13 protein-coding genes are annotated in these 19016 nt (G+C 58.2%); 7 read left to right on the forward strand and 6 right to left on the reverse strand.

The window, feature by feature from the left end; genetic code table 11:
• Nucleotides 1-1127: 1127 nt before the first annotated feature.
• Together IVB26_RS34025 and IVB26_RS34030 are read left to right on the forward strand one after the other, a co-directional pair.
• Entirely contained in the window at nucleotides 1128-2663 is a 1536-nt protein-coding gene (locus IVB26_RS34025) for a PAS domain-containing sensor histidine kinase (protein WP_247969330.1), read from the forward strand.
• 689 nt (nucleotides 2664-3352) lie between these two features.
• Nucleotides 3353-4585: an adenylate/guanylate cyclase domain-containing protein gene (locus IVB26_RS34030; protein WP_247969331.1), complete on the forward strand. Its 1233-nt coding sequence runs from the start codon at nucleotides 3353-3355 to the stop codon at nucleotides 4583-4585.
• A 326-nt stretch (nucleotides 4586-4911) separates the two neighbouring features.
• Here IVB26_RS34030 and IVB26_RS34035 read toward each other — a convergent pair whose 3' ends face one another.
• The 4 genes from IVB26_RS34035 to IVB26_RS34050 form a co-directional block, all read right to left on the reverse strand.
• Nucleotides 4912-5775 (reverse strand): methyltransferase domain-containing protein, encoded by an 864-nt coding sequence (locus tag IVB26_RS34035; RefSeq protein WP_247969332.1) that lies wholly within the window; start codon nucleotides 5773-5775, stop codon nucleotides 4912-4914.
• Nucleotides 5776-5789: 14 nt separating this feature from the next.
• On the reverse strand, nucleotides 5790-6128 hold the full coding sequence (locus IVB26_RS34040) for a hypothetical protein (protein WP_247969333.1): 339 nt from the start codon (nucleotides 6126-6128) through the stop codon (nucleotides 5790-5792).
• Between the two features lie 682 nt (nucleotides 6129-6810).
• Nucleotides 6811-7770 (reverse strand): ABC transporter substrate-binding protein, encoded by a 960-nt coding sequence (locus tag IVB26_RS34045; protein WP_247969334.1) that lies wholly within the window; start codon nucleotides 7768-7770, stop codon nucleotides 6811-6813.
• A 240-nt stretch (nucleotides 7771-8010) separates the two neighbouring features.
• Nucleotides 8011-8844 carry an ABC transporter substrate-binding protein gene (locus tag IVB26_RS34050; protein WP_247969335.1) on the reverse strand — a complete coding sequence of 278 codons (834 nt, stop codon included), beginning with the start codon at nucleotides 8842-8844 and terminating at the stop codon, nucleotides 8011-8013.
• 575 nt (nucleotides 8845-9419) lie between these two features.
• Here IVB26_RS34050 and IVB26_RS34055 point away from each other — a divergent pair.
• The 3 genes from IVB26_RS34055 (at nucleotide 9420) to IVB26_RS34065 (ending at nucleotide 10510) form a co-directional block, all read left to right on the forward strand.
• Nucleotides 9420-9635, forward strand: a complete 216-nt coding sequence (locus IVB26_RS34055) for a dodecin family protein (RefSeq protein WP_247969336.1) — start codon at nucleotides 9420-9422, stop codon at nucleotides 9633-9635.
• Between the two features lie 314 nt (nucleotides 9636-9949).
• Nucleotides 9950-10141 (forward strand): hypothetical protein, encoded by a 192-nt coding sequence (locus tag IVB26_RS34060; protein ID WP_247969337.1) that lies wholly within the window; start codon nucleotides 9950-9952, stop codon nucleotides 10139-10141.
• A gap of 39 nt (nucleotides 10142-10180) precedes the next feature.
• Nucleotides 10181-10510, forward strand: a complete 330-nt coding sequence (locus IVB26_RS34065; protein ID WP_247969338.1) for a GcrA family cell cycle regulator — start codon at nucleotides 10181-10183, stop codon at nucleotides 10508-10510.
• An 85-nt stretch (nucleotides 10511-10595) separates the two neighbouring features.
• On the opposite strand, the gene IVB26_RS34070 is transcribed toward IVB26_RS34065, so the two are convergent.
• Both IVB26_RS34070 and IVB26_RS34075 read right to left on the reverse strand, forming a co-directional pair.
• Nucleotides 10596-11549, reverse strand: a complete 954-nt coding sequence (locus IVB26_RS34070) for an ABC transporter substrate-binding protein (RefSeq protein ID WP_458309380.1) — start codon at nucleotides 11547-11549, stop codon at nucleotides 10596-10598.
• A 167-nt stretch (nucleotides 11550-11716) separates the two neighbouring features.
• Nucleotides 11717-13444 carry a cache domain-containing protein gene (locus tag IVB26_RS34075; protein WP_247969340.1) on the reverse strand — a complete coding sequence of 576 codons (1728 nt, stop codon included), beginning with the start codon at nucleotides 13442-13444 and terminating at the stop codon, nucleotides 11717-11719.
• A gap of 540 nt (nucleotides 13445-13984) precedes the next feature.
• On the opposite strand from IVB26_RS34075, the gene IVB26_RS34080 reads away from it, so the two are divergent.
• Both IVB26_RS34080 and IVB26_RS34085 read left to right on the forward strand, forming a co-directional pair.
• Nucleotides 13985-14842: an HD domain-containing protein gene (locus IVB26_RS34080; RefSeq protein WP_247973344.1), complete on the forward strand. Its 858-nt coding sequence runs from the start codon at nucleotides 13985-13987 to the stop codon at nucleotides 14840-14842.
• A gap of 427 nt (nucleotides 14843-15269) precedes the next feature.
• Nucleotides 15270-18644 (forward strand): ATP-binding protein, encoded by a 3375-nt coding sequence (locus IVB26_RS34085; RefSeq protein ID WP_247969341.1) that lies wholly within the window; start codon nucleotides 15270-15272, stop codon nucleotides 18642-18644.
• Nucleotides 18645-19016 lie beyond the last annotated feature (372 nt).

Here is a 19016-nt window from a genome sequence, read left to right on the forward strand (position 1 = left end):
GAACTTTTTAATAATTAAATAAATTAAATGTAGAAAAACAAATTTAATGTGCGTTATAATCGGCCAATTGTGCCGGACGGACGCACAAGGATCTCGAATGAGGCGGCTCCCGCATCTCCTGCCCGCCCCCCATGCAGGAGCCGTTTCTTCGAGTGCTGAGGTGAGGATATTGGAGGTGAGCTGCCCTCTGCTCGCTGGACAAGAGGCGAGGACGAGATTTTTCGAAAGCTGGTGAATTCTCGAGCATCACCGAGCTCTATCGCCCAGATTTTGAACAGAACCGAAGATGAGTTGAAAAAGCGAGGCTACCTCCTCAGATTGCCGTTGAAGTGGTTCAAAACAAGTTGTGGCTATTAGCTCATTGATTGAATGGCCATGCAGAAGCAGGTCGCAATTGCGCTTTGGTCCTTGGCCGCTGCATGCGTGCTGGCGTTTATATTGGCGGCAATCGTCTCCGGCCGCGATTTTCGTAGCTTCCACAAGGGTGCGACTACGGGAACAACCCAAGTTTCACGAAGCTCAGTAGGGGCCGGTAACCGATAGGGAAGCATGCAGCAAAACGGAGATCATGGTTGGCAGGTTGCCGCTCATAGGTGGGCGATCGCCTGGCCAACCGATCCGAGGCTTCTACATGGCTTTGCTGCGCACCATTTTGGGCCATCGAAAAGGCCGGTGTTGAGCACATGCCGAGTTTTCGACCTACGTTTCGAAGTGCTTCTTCGCACGCCTGCGAACGATAATGATGATCACGAGCCACTAGAACCCTTCCCGGACGGCTGGTGGGCTTCGTCGTGAGATCTCTCCGAAGGATGGGTGGGCCGACGTGTCCCGTTATTCTCGACTTATGCACGGGGACAAAGAGGCTACGCACGGCAAGCTCATGACGCTGTCGCGTTTTTTTCGGATCGGGGTCGTCGCAGCAACAGGGCTATAGAGAAGGCTTGTATACGCGAGTATAGTCGTCATGAGGCAAATTTAATCGAATATTGGCCGTGGCGAGGCCAGGTTCGCCCCTTCGCGCATCGTTGGTGATCGCGGGCGCTATTTGCCACGCCGGGCGAGAAACTGGCCGCAATCTGGCAGAACAACGCCTCGATTGATCCATCGCGCGTGAGCAAGAGGTGATAATGCAACATCCGATTCAAGCGGCGTCGGTCGCGCTCGATTCGAATGAGCGCAAGGGTCCCGAGGAGGCACTGCGCGAGAGCGAGGAGCGCTTTCGCACGCTGGTACAATTCTCCTTTGATGTGTACTGGGAAACGGACGCGCAGCATCGCTTCATCCGCCAGGAGTTCGCTGAGACACTTCCCGAGCCGCCGGTCTCCGAGATCGGCAGGACACGATGGGAGGTCCCGTATCTGGAGCCTGACGCAGAGGGCTGGCGCAAGCACAGGGAGACACTCGATTCTCACCTCCCGTTTCGCGATTTTGAGCTCGCTCGGCCGACGCCCGACGACGGCAAGCGCTATATTTCCGTCTCTGGGATGCCCATCTTTGACCAGACGGGGCGCTTCATGGGCTACCGCGGTGTGGGGCGCCACATCACGGAGCGCAAGCGAGCCGAACAGGCGCTGATCGAGAGCGAGGCCCGTTTCCGTACCTTCGTGGATCACGCAACCGATATGTTCATGCTCCACAATGAAGACGGTCGCGTTCGCGATGTGAATCGGAATGCCTGCGAAAGTCTCGGCTACAGCCGGGCCGAACTGGTGGGAGCAGCTGCGGCCTTGTTCGATCTGGAAATGGATGACGCCACTTGGCGTAGCAACCGCGAGCGCCTCAAGGCTGGCGGAATCGCTACGCTCGAGAGGCGGTATTGCCGAAAGGACGGCACTGTGTTTCCTGTCGAAGTCCGTATGCGGGAATTCTGCGAGGGCGGCCGGTCACGGATCATTTGTCTGAGCCGCGACATCACCGAACGCAAGCGAACTGCCGAGACGCTCCGCGAGATGCAGGCTGAACTTACACACGCCAATCGCGCGGCGGCGCTGGGCCAGGTCACCGCTTCGGTAACACACGAATTAAGCCAACCAATCACCGCGATGCTCTGCAACGCGGAGGCCGCACTGAACTGGCTAGGAACGCAATCTCCGAATTTCGAAAAGGCACGGCATGCGCTCGCATCCATTGTCGCAGAAGCCGAGCGAGGCGGCGAGATCATCGGTTGGATCCGTTCCCTCATCAAGAAAACTCCGGCGCCGAAGGAGAACATCGACGTTAATGGTGCAATCCAGGACGTGATCACTATAGCCCGGAGCGAGCTGCTCAAACATGATGTCTTGATCCAGACCGACCTCGCTCCGGACTTGCCGCTCGTGAAGGGCTATCGCGTCCAGCTGCAACAGGTTGTTCTCAATTTGATCCTCAACGCGATCGAGGCAATGAACTGCCTCGACGTTGGCAGACGGGAGCTGCGGATCAGCACGGCTGCAGATGCCCCAAATCTCGTTGTTGTCGCCGTACGGGATACCGGACCCGGACTTGACGTGGCAATCGTTGACCGCCTGTTCGAGCCCTTCTACACCACCAAGCCGGACGGGACCGGCATGGGCTTGTCGATTTGCCAATCGATCATCGAGGCGCACGGAGGACGACTTTGGACCGGTGCGAATGAACCACGGGGGGCCGTGTTTCAGTTTAGTCTGCCTTCGGAACAGGGGTGAACCACGTCGCTTTTCGAAGCGGGCGCTGCGCAGGCAGGAGTTCACGGCTTCAAACGCATCCTCGCTGCGGATGCGATAGTCCTTCGTCATACAGGTCGCAGCAGCGCAACGGATCGGCGGGTTGGTTTGCTTGCCAGCCCGGGGAGCGTCGCGAAGGGCGACGTTCTGATAGCGGTTCGCTTCTCAAAGAGTGAAGAGCTGCCTAGAGGGGTCGCTAGACCAAGATCGGCTCATCGCTTGTAAGCGGACGTGCCTCTCCACAAAGAATATCGGCTCCGTTAAAGCGAAGGCTTCAACGTCCTCACTCGTCACATGACCATTGGGTGGCAAGTCCGCTGCGGGTCAATCGCGTCGGTCTGCACCTGAGTTCGGGACTTCCGGTCCACCTCCGGCTCCGGACATGTCGCAGCACTGCGCCAACTGACGCGATGGGCCAACAGGCGACATCGAGGGGCACCGGCGTTCTCGCGGAGGCGCGGTACTTCTGTCAGGCAGGCTGCGAGGCGACGGCAAGGGGCCGCTCAGTTATGCTGTTGGTGTTGATCTCGCTTTGATATTATGCGCCGACAGCCGCACCCGATAGCGGGGGAAAATGAAAAGGCCCGCTACGATGAGGCGAATGGAAGCTGCAGACGCACAACCGTAATATTGCATAAGGTCATTTGCCGTCCGGATAGAAGGCAAAGCGCATGAGTGATGTGGAACTTCCAACCACGCGTTATGTCCGCAGCGGAGATATCAGCATCGCCTATCAGACGATGGGCCACGGTTCGGTCGATCTGATTATTATCCTTGGCGTTCTTTCCCACGTCGAGTTCATGCACGAGATTTTTCCGGGCTGGACGGATTTGTTGCGCCGCCTGGCAGCGTTTGCGCGTGTCGTAACGTTCGACAAGCGCGGACAGGGCCTCTCTGATCGCATGCCCGGCGTGCCATTGCTCGAAGAGCGGATGGATGACGTGAGCGCAATCATGGAGGCAATTGGGTCGAAGCGTGCCGTGCTGGTTGGGATTTCCGAAGGTGCGCCGATGAGCGCTCTGTTTGCAGCAACCTATCCCGAGCGTGTTTCTCATCTTGTGCTCTGGAGCGGGTTCGCGCGATTCACCAACACGAGCGATTTTTCATTGATGTTCCCCGAGGAAGCCATTTTTCGGTTGGTGAAGCATTATGGAACCGGCGCCTTCATCAAGGCCGTCATGCCGAGCGGGGCACATGATCCCGTACTCGTCAGCCAATTCGCCAAATTCGAACGCCTTAGCGCCAGTCCCGGAGCATTCAAGGCGCTGCTACAACAAAACGCGCTCATCGACGTGCGGCCAATTCTCGCGAACGTTCGTGTTCCAACCTTGGTGCTGCACAGTTTGAAGGACCGTCTGGTACCTGTAGAGAACGGCCGTTATCTGGCCTCGCAAATTCCCGGCGCGAAGTATATCGAGTACCCGGACGGGGCTCACGGCTTCTTCGAGTGCGATGTGCCCAAGCTGTGCGGGGAGATAGAGGAGTTCGTCACCGGCAAGCGGGAGAGTCAGCAGCACAACTTTGAGCGGGTCCTGGCAACCGTGCTGTTCACCGATATCGTCGATTCGACGAACCGCGCCGTCCAGATGGGCGACCATTCATGGCGTAGCCTGCTCGACGAGCACGACCGGATGGCGCGCCGGATCATCGAAAGGTATCGAGGGCAGCTGGTGAAGACGACTGGAGACGGTATCCTGGCCACGTTCGATGGTCCGGGGCGGGCCATCCACTGTGCGTTGGATTTCGAAGCGGCGGCTGCGCAAATCGATTTGCCATTGCGCGCTGGCCTCCATGCGGGGGGGAAGTTGAAATCAGGCACCAGGATATCGGCGGCATCGCAGTTCACGCGGCAGCACGCGTCATGGCCCTTTCTCACCCGGGCGAAGTTCTGGTTTCGAGAGTAGTAATGGATTTGGTTGCGGGTGCAGGACTGAAGTTCACTCACCGGGGGGCACACAAGCTCAAGGGGTTGCCTGGGCGGTGGGACTTGTTCGCGGCGACCCCATGACGATCTTCAGAATGTGCCGATCGCCTTGCAGGTGACGGCAAACTCCTCATGATCGTCAACGCTTGAGCCTATCTTGGTCCAGACACCGGACAACGTCTCCAATGTCTGTTGTGGGTCAGAATGCGAAGAACTCAGCTTGAGGAAATCTCGTCCGCGGTGCCTCAGTGAGCGGACCTAATGGAGCGATCCCGCCACTTTGCCGATGGGCCGTATGCGAACATATCAAACTGTGGCGGTGAGCAGGTGAGCTGCTATCGGGAACGACAACCCCCGACTATTCACGTATTTCTCCAAAGCCGACTTGGTATCGAGTGTGAGACGTTCGCGAGCCACATCACTCGCTTGTGACACATGACCAGCTAGTGGCGAACCGGCGACATAACTCAACACAAATCGTTCGACCGATGGAAATTTGACGGTGCCGACCCTCCGTTGCACTGTGATATTCTGAAAACCGGCAGCAGTGACGAGTCCGCTCAGCTCATTGGCATCGGTTAATCCAAATGGCGCGCGCATGATTGTTGCTGCCGCCAGGCTGATGTTTCGCTCCAGTACTTCAGCGAACGATTGAAATCCGGGACTTTCATTTATGCCGCACCACACCATGAGCGCGAGCCGTCCCTTTGAAGACAGAACCCTGCGCATCTCGCGCACAGCGGCCCCCCGGTCAGCGAAGAACTGGAGGCCGAGCTGGCAATACGCAATATCGAATGATCTGTCGGGGAACGGCAACCTGTCCGCAGTGGCTTCGTGCCACTGTATGGAGGCAGCGTCGTCGGTGGTCCCCAGGGCTCGTGCAACGGTCAACATGCCGGGATTGAGATCAACACCGGCGACGGTCCCGGTTGGACCTACCCTTGCGGCCGAAACGCGAGCGACTATACCGGTGCCACAGGCGATATCGAGTATGCGCTCGCCTACCTTTGGTTGAGCCATATCAACCAGGATGGGAGCCCACAGCCCAAAAACAGCCGGCACCAGTTCCCGCTCGTAGACTTCGGGTGCGCTACCGCTGACTTGCCACTGTCCTTGCTGACCCATCTGATGATGCCACAGGACGTTGGTTCCAGCGTTAGTGTAGATCAATCCCTCGAAGGCCGCTATGGGTCAAAATGCGAAGTACGCAGGTTGAGCAATCTTGTCCGCTCTGCCGCGATGAGCGGACCTCCGTCAGACGCGCTGCAACTTCGCAGATGAGCAACAGCAGACTTAGCAAAATGAAGGGGCTCAGCGACTTCCTGCTCTAGCTCTTTGTGGATGTGGTCGAGGTGCGTGAGGTGAGTTATCTGTAACTCGCGATAGGTTTCCAATACCTGCGTTGCCAGTTCTGTAGGATGACCGTGGCGCCCCAGCATGTCGATGATCTCGATTTGACGGGCAATATGTCTCTCACCGAGGGCGATATGCCGCTTGGCTTCCGCCAGATGTTCTAAGATCATCCTAGCGCAATTGTACTCCCGAAGACCGCGCAGCCCGCGCGATCGAGCAGTCTCGCTTCCTCATTGCGGAGCGCAGGCAGGTTCTGGACGAGCTAGGGCTGATCTACGCGCGGAGATCCCAAGCTGCACGGAAAGCCTTACAAGGTGTTCAGAAATCCGAGGCCGAGCTTGTCGCCAACTCCCCACGATGGCTTTCCTTCACGGGCTAAGGTCGGCTTAGGACACAGGCACTGCTTCAATCCCTCCCAAGAGTCTGGAGGTTTGTCGGCGGCAAATTTCCTGTGCGGCCTCCGCCTCATGACCTTTTCTGCGTGGGAGACTGCTCGCTCCGGAGCGACTCTTCGCGCCTCCGGCTCATGGTCCGCAAGAGGTGCGCAGTCCAATAGCGAGCGAGCGCGATACTTCCTTCCACCTCGCGCCGGATCAACTCGTTATCCCGAATAGCTCTGTCGGCTCGTTTCAGTAGCTCGTTCATTCAACCCAAAGTCGGGACGAGGCTAACCGTTCCTGCAAATGCGACTACTCGGGAGCCTACCGGAACCAGGTGCAGGTCACAGGCTGACGAACCGAAGCTAGATCAGCGACGTCTGTTCTCGCTTTGAAAGCGGCCTCCTTTCTCCGCGCCCGGCCGGCACCGCTTCGGGCCATAACCGGACTCATGCATCGCAGCAAAACACCATCTCTATTCGATCACTTCGTCGGCACGAACGAGTAACGAGGGCGGCACGGTGAGGCCGAGCGCTTTAGCCGTCTTCATGTTGATGACTAGGTCGAATTTGGTCGGCTGCTCTACCGGCAGATCGGCAGGCTTGGTGCCTTTGAGGATCTTATCGACGTAACCGCCCGCACGGCGGAACAAATCGGCTATATCGGGGCCGTAGACGACCAATCCGCCATGGGCGAATTGTCGGAAGAAGTAAATCGCCGGCAAATGATACTCCGCCGCGAGCCCGACAACTCGCGGGGCTTGGCGAATGGTCAGAATGTCGCCAAAAATAATTATTGCATCGACGCGCTGGGCGGCTGCCGAAGCAAAGGCGGTGTCGAGTTCCTCGGCCTTAGTCGCCTCGACCATAGACAGAGCCACGTCGTGCTTCCGGGCTGTGCTTGGTACCTCATCAGCTAACAACAGCCTGTGCATTGGGTTCTCGCGATTAACTAAAAGCGCAATTCTCGCGGCACCTGGTATCAGTTCCCGGAGAATTTCTATTTGTTTTCCAAACCAATCTCCCGGCACCCACGACGTAAGACCGGTCATGTTGCCGCCTGGACGCGAGAGGCTTTGGACGAGGCCTAGTCCGACGGGATCGGCAACAACCACGAAGACAATCGGAATAGTGGCGGATTTCAGGGCTAAGGCCGCTTGCGGCCCGGCGGCAACTATCAGATCGGGAGCTAGAGCCACCAACTCCGCAGCGAAGGTTGGCAAGCGATCCGAAGTTTCGGCATAACTACGGTATTCGATGAGCAGGTTCCTGCCCTCGATCCAACCCCTTTCGCGCAAGCCAGTGCTCCATGCTTCGCGAGATATCGGATCTAAGAAACCGAAGAAACCGATGCGGCGAGGCATCCCTTGCGCCCGCAAACGCCGGGGCGAAACGAGCAGCGCCGCAGCAGTCGCCATAAACTCCCGCCGCTTCATTCGATCCTCATCGCAGCTTGGGGAGACAGGTGCAGAGTAGCAGTCTCCGCAGTCACTGCGGATGCAAATGCTGAGTCGCAAATGCGGCGAGATGGCGCATCCGCGCTTCGGGTCAAATGCGAAGAGCTCGGGATAAGCAAATCTAGTCCGCCATCACGCAATGAGCGGACCACCGTCAACGCCGTTGCTTCGCTGATGGGCCATATCAGGTCGTGAGCAGCCGCGGCGACTCTTGCGACGTTATTCAATTACATCGTCGGCGCGGGCGAGCAGCATGTCGGGCACCGCAAGACCGAGTGCCTTTGCAGTTCTTACATTGATGACGAGGTCGAGCCGGGTGGGAAACTCAAAGGGTAAATCGGCCACGGGGGTGCCTTTGAGTATCTTATACACGTAGGTCGCAGCGCGATAATTGCATGCCCGAAGGTCAATTCCATAGCTAACGAGTCCGCCTGCATCCACGAGTTCGCGGTATCCGTAAAGGGTCGGGAGCCGAGTTGCCGCTGCGGCAGCGGTGATCTGAGCCCTATCCAAGAGTAAGAAGTTAGCCTGCAGAACGATGACGACATCAACACGCTCCGCCTTAAACCTTCTGAACGCGGGTTCAACATCCTCGGTTCTCTGAACATCCGCATCTACGATCTTGATTTCAAATTTCGCGGCGGTGGCGTTGATTTCGTCCCACTGCGGTGCTGTTTTGATGTCGCTCGTGTCATTTACGATTCCAACTTTTTGCGCGCCGTGAACGATTTCCCGCGCGATCTCAAGCTGCTTTGCAGGCAACCCACGCACGTAGGGCATGATGCCGGTCAGGTTGCCAGTCGGGCGGCGAACTTCGTTTTCCGACAATCCAAGCGCGGTCAGGTTTCCCAACGCTGCAACAACGATCGGGATGGTTGATGTTGCCTGCTTGGCGGCAAGCGCATTGGCGCTGGCGGCGGCAAAAATGACATCGGGGTTGAGCTGAACCACCTCCCTCGCCACCTCTGGTAACTTCTCGGTAGACGCGGCAAGTCGGAACGTTATGTCGAAATCGCGCCCCTCGATGTATCCGAGTTCTTGCAGCCCCTTCAAGAACGATGGCCAGGCTCCGTAACCTTTGCGCTGAGCTGGCGTACCCGATCCAAATGTGCCGATAACGGGCCGTTTCCTCGGGGCCTGGGCTCGTGCGACGGACGGCCACGCAATTGCTGCGCCGCCAAATAGAGTCAAGAACTCGCGTCGTCTCATGTGTCCACCCCCGGGCTCAGGAGAGGGAGACTTGTCGTCATAGATCATAGCACGTTGAGAGAAGCGGGGCTATTTTCGTTACGTCTGTTGGGTAGCCGTGGAGGTCTGTTTCGGGTCAAAAGCGGAATGTTGTGTTGCCCAAGCCTCGATCCGCTCTGTCTCCGAAAGCAGACATGCCACAGTTTCCGCTGCACGTCGGCTCAGGGCATCAGCGGAAGTGAGGTGTCCTCACTCGATCACTTCGTCGCTGCGGGCGAGAAGTGCTGACGTTACAGCCACGTCGACGAGCGCCCGAGTTCCTCTTGGGGTCGATCAGGAAAGTGACAGCCAATCGGACCCTTTCCGCGGCATCCCCGGCCACGTATCAGCATCGAGATTCAGATGCTAGATTTCAGGCCCCTACCGAATAGGAGAACGACATGCCCGAGAGCGTCTACAAGGTCGTTGAATTGATCGGCACCAGCAAAGACTCCTGGGAGAGAGCGGCCGCCAATGCGGTCGAGCAAGCCGCTAAATCTCTCCGAGATCTTCGCATCGCAGAGGTCGTCAAGCTCGATATGCAACTAGATGACAAGGGAAAAGTCGAGGTCTATCGCGCCAAGCTCAACGTATCGTTCAAGTTCGAGGGCTCCTGAGCCTCAGCACCTCGCCCCTTTGCGGGCGAGGATGGCTCATTGAAAAAGCGCGTTGCGCAGTCCAGCAACCGGACGCTGTTGCCCATCCCGGAAGTCGGCACTAGTCCGGCTGGGACCGATATGATCTGATGCGAGGGAGCGTATGGCGCGTGGTGGCCCCATGTACATGGTCATTCGCAAGTACACGAAGGTCTGCCCTTGCTCGTGTAGTCGACATGATGTCACCATCGCATTTGCGATGATCGCGCCGTGGATTTACGCGGGCCGCCGGTCAGGGATTAAATCGCGGGTGCTTTACGAGGAACAGCAACGCCATGAAGCAAAACACCTTCGCAACATTTTCCATCGCAGCGATCTGCTCGACACCGCTTACGCTTATGGGCACTGCGATGCCGCCAAGAGATCCTGATGAAGAGGACGAGGAAGAAGATGAGGAGGACGAAGATGAGGAAAGGGAAGATGACACTGACGAACCGGCGGTCGTGCGCGAGCCGGACGAAGATTAGACTAGTCCGTGTTCGGCAGTCGGCGCTATAATATCTCCCATGGGTTGGGATGCGAAAGACATAGGGCTCCTCACTAGGCTCTGGTCCGCAGGACAGAGCGCGGCGCAGATAGCGCGTCGTCTCGGATGCAGTCGTAACGCGGTCTGCGGCATGCTGAGCCGTCAGGGCCTGAAGCGCGGCCACAAGCCGCCTACGGCAAGGCCCAAGATACGACCGCCCCCGAAGCTGCGGCCGCCGTCGTCGGCAGCTTGCGCCCATCCAGTCGCAAAGAAGGTGTCGCGAAACACATCGGAGAGGCCGCAGCCCAAGGAGTTCAGCAGGCAGCAGCTTTACGACATGCTGGCTGATGCGGTCAGAAATACTGGCTAGGAATCACCGCGAACGTCGTTGCGCTTCCGTCAGTGTCTAGCTCGGCTCGATGGGTTCGACCGTCGTGCACCCTCGGAAGCGTAGTTTACTCGAGCACCTCATCTGCGCCGGCAACGATTACTGAGGAGAACGCAGAACCGAGCAGTTTGGCAGCCTTCAAGTTGATAACGAGCTCTACCTTTGTTACGAGCTGGACTGGAAGATCGGAAGGCTTCTCGCCCAACAGGATCCGTCCGGCATAGATCCCGGCGCGGCGGTGCGACTGCATGAAGTCTCCACCGTAGCTCATCAAACCTCCGGCAACGGGAAAGTCTCGGGTCTGTGTGATTGCGGGCACGCGATACTTTATTGCGAGAGCAGCCAACCGCGAACTGCGAAATGCAAAATAGGGATCCGAGGTAAAAACAAGCCCACTTGCCCCGTCCTTGGCCGCGGCGGCGAATACAGATTCAAACTCATCCTCCTTACTTGCGGCTAAGACTTCCAGTTGAACCCGCAGGGTGTCTGCAGCTGCGTGAAGCTTCTGTAATTGTGATTGTGCGGTCGGACTTGTCGGGTTGGCGACAACCATCAACTTCGGCGCTGTGGGCATCAGGTCGCGCATAAACTCAAGCCTCTTTGGCGAAACGTCGACACTCAGGCTCGAAACTCCCGTGATGTTTCCGCCCGGCCGCGACAAGCTGTCGACCACGTGTAGCTGGACGGGGTCGCCGCCCATCTCAAAAACGATTGTCTTGGTCGTAGTCGCCGCTTTCGCGGCCAGTGCCACGGGGGCGCCCCCAGGCGCTACGAGCACATCCACGTTGCGGGCGACCAGTTCGGTAGCCAAGGCAGGCAATTGAGAATATTGTCCGTTGGCCCATCGATACTCGATTGCCACATTGCGGCCCTCGACAAAGCCAGCTTCTCCTAGTCCCTGGTGGAAAGCCTCAAGTCGACTGGCAAAGAGTTCGGGCGACTCCGGACAAAGATAGCCAATGACTGGCATGGAGGACTTCTGCGCATACGAGGCGGTCGTGCACGTCGCAGCCCCTGCCATCAAAAGCAGAAAATCACGCCGCTTGGCGCTTCGTGGCGCTGCTGCTACTGAACGGGCGGACCTCATGCATACGCATCCGCTACCGAAAACTAATTTGCGGAGCATAGCCCGGGATGCTCAAACAGTCTTCAACAGGGTTATGCCAGGCATCCGGCGGCCAGCCTCGGCTAGAGAGTATTGAAGTTTATCCCGAAGACAGGAATAGCTTCATCAAATCCCTTGATTTCTCGGCCCCCAAGATCCTCGACGGGCCGCTTGCCCTTGATGCCAACGGCGACTTTGGCGTCGATCAGGATTTCCCCGTCTGCGGCAGATGCGCACAGTCGGGCGGCGAGATTCACAACGCTGCCAATGGCGGTGTAGTCGAGCCGGTCCTTGTATCCGATCCGGCCGACAGTCGCGGGCCCGCTGGCTAGGCCGATTCCGAAACCAACGTGGTAGCCATTCGATCGCCAGCCAGCGATAAGGGCTTGCACGTTCTTCTGCATGTCGATGGCGAGATCGATAGCTCTCAATGCAGGCTCTTCGACTGGGACAGGTGCGTTCACCAGAACCATCAGTCCGTCTCCGGAGAAATTGATCAGAGTTGCTTCGAATTCCGCGATGACCCTGCCAAGGCTCTCATAGTACTCGGACAGTACGCTCATGACGTCCTCAGGCGCAGCTCCTGCTGAAAACGCGGTGAAACCCCTCAAATCGCAGAAGACTACGACGACTTCCGTGCGGCGGCCGTCCAGCACGCTGTCGTCCCCGGCTCTATCGACGAGATCGGCGACCTGGGGGGCAAGAAACCGCTTGAGCTTGGCTATGCGCTCCTGGTGCTGCTGCGCCAGCGCCAACTCGGAAGCCATTCTGTTGAAGCTTTCTGCAAGGCGCTGGAACTCGTCCCCGGTGTGGATTGAGATGCGGTGCTCAAAGAACCCGGCACCAATCCTCTCAGTGCCCTCCTCGAGCAGTTTAATTGGCTCCGTCATCCGGTCCGCGAACGCGTAGGCCAGAACCCCTGCTAGTATGATGCTGATTGCGAGAAGCACTGCGGTCCGCCAAAGGGCGGCATAGATCGGCGCGTAAGCTTCAGATAGCGGCTGCGCGACCACGACTGTCCAATCGGGGCCCTGCACGGGAGCCGTGCTGGCAACAATATATTGTCCTTGTGCATCCCGGCTCGTTGCGAAACCCCGTTTAGTCCCTATCGCGTCCCGCACAGCCCGAAATGGTTCGGAGGTTGCTTCTTCTGCCCCGCGGAGAACGAGGCTGATGTCCGGATGGGCGATAAGGCGACCCGATCGGTCCAGGACGAAGGCGTAGCCGGTCCTTCCGAACTTGATCGCCGAGATCACGTCCCAAATCAGCTTAAGGTTGATTTCGGCCACGACTGCGCCGACAGCCTGTCGGTTGCCCACAGTCGCAACGGTCAGGTACGGTTCGGAGCCTCGATTGTAGCTGACTTCGCTGAACCAGATCTGAGCTGCCCGGGCACCGACCAGAGTGGGATCGGCTGATCGGTCCGCGCGGCTCTCGATCCGATTCAGGCCGATCCGCGAGATATAGAGACGCTCTAGACCGTTGCCGTCGAGGAGCGTGAGACTGGCGATGGCAGGCGCCTGTCGAAGGAGGCGCAACGCGTCGGTCCGCCGGCGGTCGTCGGGCTCCTCGGTCCACGGAAGCTGGACCAGCCAGCCAAGCTGAGTTGTGATACCGTGGATGAAATCGTGTATTTCGGCGGCCGCGGATGCTGATTGAAGACCAAGCGACTGATCAAGCCTCGCGCGCTGATCGCGATAGCCGAACCACCCTTCAATAACGCCGTTGAATGCCAGTGGGATTGCGACAGCTACGAAAAGTGCGAGCAAATATTTATGAAAGAGGCTGCGAAACCGATCTTGAGCAATCATGATGCGGTCTCCTGTACAATTATAACAGGTACGATGGCCCAGAATAACATGTCGCTCCGCCGTCGAGCGGAGCTCATTCAAATTCCCCACGCGCACGGGTGCAACGTTTTGCGCTTTTAGAGCGGAATAGTCACGCGGTGGGAGTGTGGCTAAGTTGTCGACCGATGCCAGCCCCGACGGCACTGGTATTCGGCGACGTCAGTCTCCGGCTCACGTTCTGGCCCATCCAAGTCTCGAGTGGCGCCACTGCCGCGAACTGGCGTACGGCCTCTATCGTGCCATCCGATGTTGATCATCCGGGCCGAAGAGGCAAACCACAACTTTGTCTCCTTGTTGGCCCATTGCCGACCTGCCCTGTACATCCGGTCGAGGACCGTTTGTGCCCCTAAGCGGAAGTTGCTGCCGGGCACCGTGGCCCTGCGTCGTTGCTGTTGATCTAGGTCAAGCATCACCCATCATGTGGCTTCACACTTCTAGGATGGTACTCTCCTCCCGATCCTGCAGAGTGCAGGTTTGGCGATGAAAAGTGAGAGCTTGCTCATGATAACTATTCCAGAACTGACGTCCCAGGCGCTCGGTGCGTTCCTGATCTCGGAGACCAGCGGCCGCTTCGGCTCTTCCCACGCCAGCTTGCCGGAATTGCTCCCCTATGCAGCAAAACTGGCCCTGGAATGTATCGGTAACAGCGGTGCACTCTACCACAACGTCGAGCACACATTGTTGGTGACACTGGTGGGGCACGACATCCTGATCGGGCGCTCTCTTCTGAGACCAACGACTGCCAGCGACTATGCTCACTTTATCCTGGCGTGCCTGCTTCACGACATCGGCTACGTTCGGGGAATAGTTCAGGGAGACCAGGACGGAGCCTATGTTGTTGATGGTACCGGCCAAACGGTTGATTTACCGATCGGCTCCTCCGATGCCGCTCTTGCGCCCTATCATGTCGACCGCTCAAAATTGTTCGCCGTCGAGCGTCTTGACCCAATCGACGAAATCGACGCCGCTCGCGTTGCCCGAGCCATCGAATACACTCGTTTTCCTTATGCAGACGCATCAGCCAACGAACTCAAGGATGATCTTGACGAAGAGGAAGGTTTGTTGCTTCGCGCCGCCGACCTGATTGGTCAGCTCGGCGATCCTAACTACATGAAAAAATCAAATGCGTTGTTCTATGAGTTCGAGGAGATAGGACTCAACAAATCGCTCGGGTACACCACGCCCGCGGACGTGGTGTACAAATATCCTCAATTCTACTGGACCAAGGTCGCACCGCACATCCAAACTGCCATCCGCTTTTTGAATGTAACCTCGAGCGGAAGACAATGGATCAGCAGTCTCTATGGCAATGTCCTCCGCGCTGAACGAGAGGTCGGATTATCTGGTCCGCAGCTATAGGCGCTTCCAAAAATCATGATTTCGACTGACCGTTCAAGTTTCCAACACTATTGTATCCGCTCACGTGTGGCCCATACCGATGAACCCGGCGTTCATCGGCCCGTCGGTTGATTAGGGTAAACCGGACCTCGGTGCGCATCGGCAATTTCGGTGCTGTTGACCCGACGCTTGCATCGGCCTCTTCCGCTGATCCGATTATGCGTTTGAATACATGCTCTGACCTGACGGCCGGCAATGACGCGGCGTGACTCTCATCACCTTGGCCGGAGCGGCTGCGACCACTTGGCTGCCATCAACTGCCGTGCGTGGCGAAGAGCGAAGCGGACACTCGTGGTTCAGATGTCGCACTTTGACCCAAACCGGTCATTTCCCTGGACAGGCTGCCTCGCTGGGAGAAAGATGGGACTAGGCAAACTGGGGTGCCGTAATGGACCTCGGAGATTGGCTGCAGAGGCTTGGCCTCGAACAATATGTGGCGGCGTTCCGCGATCATCAGATCGATGATGCCGTGCTGCCTACCTTAACGTCTGAAGATTTGAAGGACCTTGGTATCGGGCTGGTCGGGCATCGCCGTAAGTTGCTCGATGCTATCGCCGCCCTGCGCACTAAAGCTGGCACTCCGGAGCGCTTATCCGACACTCCCGAAGCAGCCTTCGAAGCCAACCTCATCGCCGAGCGCCGTCAGGTCACCGTGATGTTCTCGGACTTGGTCGGTTCAACGGCGCTCTCGGTGCGGATGGACCCAGAGGACTTGCGGGAGATCATTTCAGCATACCAGCGGTGCGTCGCCAATACCGTACGCCGCTTCGGCGGCTTCGTCGCGAAATACATGGGCGACGGGGTCCTGATCTATTTCGGCTACCCGGCCGCGCATGAGGATGACGCCGAGCGGGCAGTTCGCGCCGGCCTCGCACTGATCTATGCGGTTTCTACGCTTCCCACGGCCGAGACCTTACAAGTGCGGATTGGGGTTGCCACCGGCCTGGTGGTGGTCGGAGATCTCGTTGGGACAGGCGAAGCGCAGGAGCGCGGTATTGTCGGTGAGACGCCAAACCTCGCCGCACGTCTTCAGGCCATTGCCGAGCCAAACACGGTCGTTATTGCTGACGCCACCCGCAAGCTACTCGGCAATCTCTACGAGCTCCGAGACATTGGAGCACAGAAGCTCAAGGGGATCGCCGGTACGGTGCGAGCTTTCGTGGCGCTGCGGGCCAGCTCTGTCGCCAGCCGCTTCGAGGCGATGCATCCCGGCGGCCTAACGGCACTAATCGGGCGAGAAGAAGAACTAGAACTGCTGTTGCGCCGTTGGGCGAGAGCAAAAAGCGGCGACGGGCAGGTGGTGCTGATATCCGGCGAGGCCGGAATCGGCAAATCTAGGCTCGTGACAGGGTTGACGGAGGCGATTGCAGCCGAACCACACACGCGCTTGCGGTATTTCTGCTCCCCACAGCACACGGATAGCGCGTTTTATCCAATCATTGGGCAGTTTGAACGCGCTGCCGGATTTGCGGTGGGCGACACCGAGGCAGCAAGACTCGACAAGCTCGATGGGCTGCTTGCGCACACGCGGACCTCCCAGCAAGACGCGGCCCTGATGGCCGAAATGCTGTCACTTCGAAACGACGGTCGCTTCCCCGCTCTGGAGCTTAGTCCCGAACAGCGGCGGCAGAAGACGTTGGAAGCGCTTGGCGCTCAGTTGCAGACTCTGGCATGCTCTAACCCCCTACTGGTGCACGTCGAGGATGCGCACTGGGGTGATCCCAGCAGCCTGGAAGCGTTCGGTCGCACTATAGACCTCGTCCCAAGTGTTCCCGTTCTCATGATCGTGACATATAGGCCCGAGTTCGAGGCCCCCTGGATCGGACAGCCGCACGTCACGGCTCTCGCGCTCAATCGTTTGGGTCATCGCGAGGTCGGCAGCATGATCGACTGCGTCGTCGGCAATAAAGCGCTACCCGCGGACGTCAGAAAAGACATCATCGAGCGCACCGACGGCATCCCCTTGTTCGTCGAAGAGATGACAAAGGCCGTGCTGGAGACTGGGGGCGAGCTGGAAGCAATGCGGACTGCAGCTGCGGTCCCCTCTCCAGCGCTCGTGGTGCCCGCCAGTTTGCATGCTTCTTTAATGGCCCGGCTCGATCGCCTCGGCTCCGCCAAGGAGCTTGCACAGATCGGCGCAGCAATAGGTCGAGTGTTTTCACACGCGCTGTTGAGTGCGGTAACCAGCAAGACCGACATGGAGCTGGGATCGGCATTAGATCGTCTCATTGCGGCTGGCTTGCTGTTCCGGCAGGGAATATCACCAAATGTGGCTTACCTGTTCAAGCATGCCCTGGTCCAGGATGCCGCGTATGGCACGCTGTTACGGGACCCGAGAAGAGCCCTTCATGCCCGCATAGCCGACGCTCTCGAGACGCAATTTGCGGAGGTGATAGCAAACCAACCGCAGTTGCTGGCCCACCACTGCACCGAAGCTGGGCTGATCCAGAAGGCCGCGGGGCTTTGGGGGGCCGCGGGACAACGGTCGCTTGCTCGATCAGCTCTGCTCGAAGCTGCGGCTCAGATCACGCGGGCTCTCAACCAGCTCGCCAGTTTGCCGACGACAGCCGCGCTGCGCCGTGAACAAATCAAGTTCCAGGTCGCACTCGCCAACGTGATGATGCACACAAAAGGCTACGCCGCTCCTGAGACGAAGGCTTCTGTCGATCAAGCGCGCGTGTATATCGACCGAGCGGAGACGCTCGGAGAACCTGCCGAAGATCCGTTGCTGCTGTTCTCTGTCCTTTACGGCTCATGGGTCGCGAGTTTCGTGTCGTTCAAAGGCGATATTTGCTGTCGCCTGGCCAGAGACTTTCTATCGCTTGCTGAGAACAAAGACGAGAAAGCGATGCAAATGATTGGGCATCGGCTAACGGGTAGCGCTCTGCTGCTTACGGGGGAGATTGCGCAAGCCAGGATGCACTACGATTGGGCTATCGCGGCATATGTTCCTGATGAGCATCGTCCGCTAGCGATGCGGTTCGGCCAAGACACCGAAGTGGCATGCTTGTCATTTCGATCGTTGGCTCAGTGGTTGCAGGGCTATCCGGAGGCTGCTCTCGCAGACACAGAGCGTGCACTCAGGACTGCTCGCGCGATTGGACAAGCCACGACGCTGATGTTTGCGTTGAGGCACGTGTCGGTGACTTGTATTCAGTGTGGTGCCTACGAGGCAGCAAGCGCGCAAATCGATGAACTGATCGCTTTGGCCGATGAAAAAGGAGCCTCGCTCTGGAGGGCTCTGGCTACAATCGATAAAGGCTATGTGCTCGCGCTAACCGGCAGAGCCCGAGACGCCCTCCAGATGGTCACCGCCGGTGTCGGGGTTGCAAGATCGACCGGCTCAACGGTATTTATGCAAGTGGATCTATCGTATTTGGCGCTCGCACACGCTGCGCTTGGTCAGTTTGAAGAAGCCTGGGACTGTGTCGACGAGGCCTTCGCAGCGTCCGCGACGACAAGGTCATACTGGTGGCAGCCAGAAACCTGTCGAATTGCTGGTGAAATTGCACTTATGTCGCCGGTGCCGGATGTAGCTAAGTCAGAAGCCTACTTCGAGCGAGCGCTCGCCGTCGCGCGTACGCAGCAGGCGAAATCCTGGGAGTTGCGCGCTGCGACGAGCATGGCGCGCCTGTGGAGCGAGCAAGGCAAGCGGGATGAGGCGCGAAAGCTCCTCGCTTCAGTCTACGGCTGGTTCACCGAGGGGTTCGACACGCCGGACCTGAAGCGGGCGAAGGCCCTCCTCCACGAGCTGGCCGCATGATCGCTCTCATGCATGACGCCTCGTAGACATAATAACTGGATTCGCCGGGGTCCGCTCTCGCGGCTAAGGCGGCCAGCTAGGGCTTCCGCTTCTGACTCTCATGCATGTTCGGTTTCTAGGCCGGACACCAATCGGCCATTCGCAGATTTCTTCCATAACAATGGATATCCGAATGACGGCAGCTCCTGAAGAAAGCGGGCGCCCCATTGCGGCAACGCGTTCATTCCGGACGTAGGACCTCGCCGCACTTGATCGGCAGCCAGAATTCAGGACCGCTCCGTTGGTAGTCGAGCTTAACTCGGCTGGCCACGCCGCTCCATCTGTGGCAAGCTCGATTTTATCCAACGAGCTCAACAGGTATCTAGCCACCCG

The sequence above is a fragment of the Bradyrhizobium sp. 195 genome, from assembly GCF_023101665.1.
GTDB lineage: Bacteria > Pseudomonadota > Alphaproteobacteria > Rhizobiales > Xanthobacteraceae > Bradyrhizobium.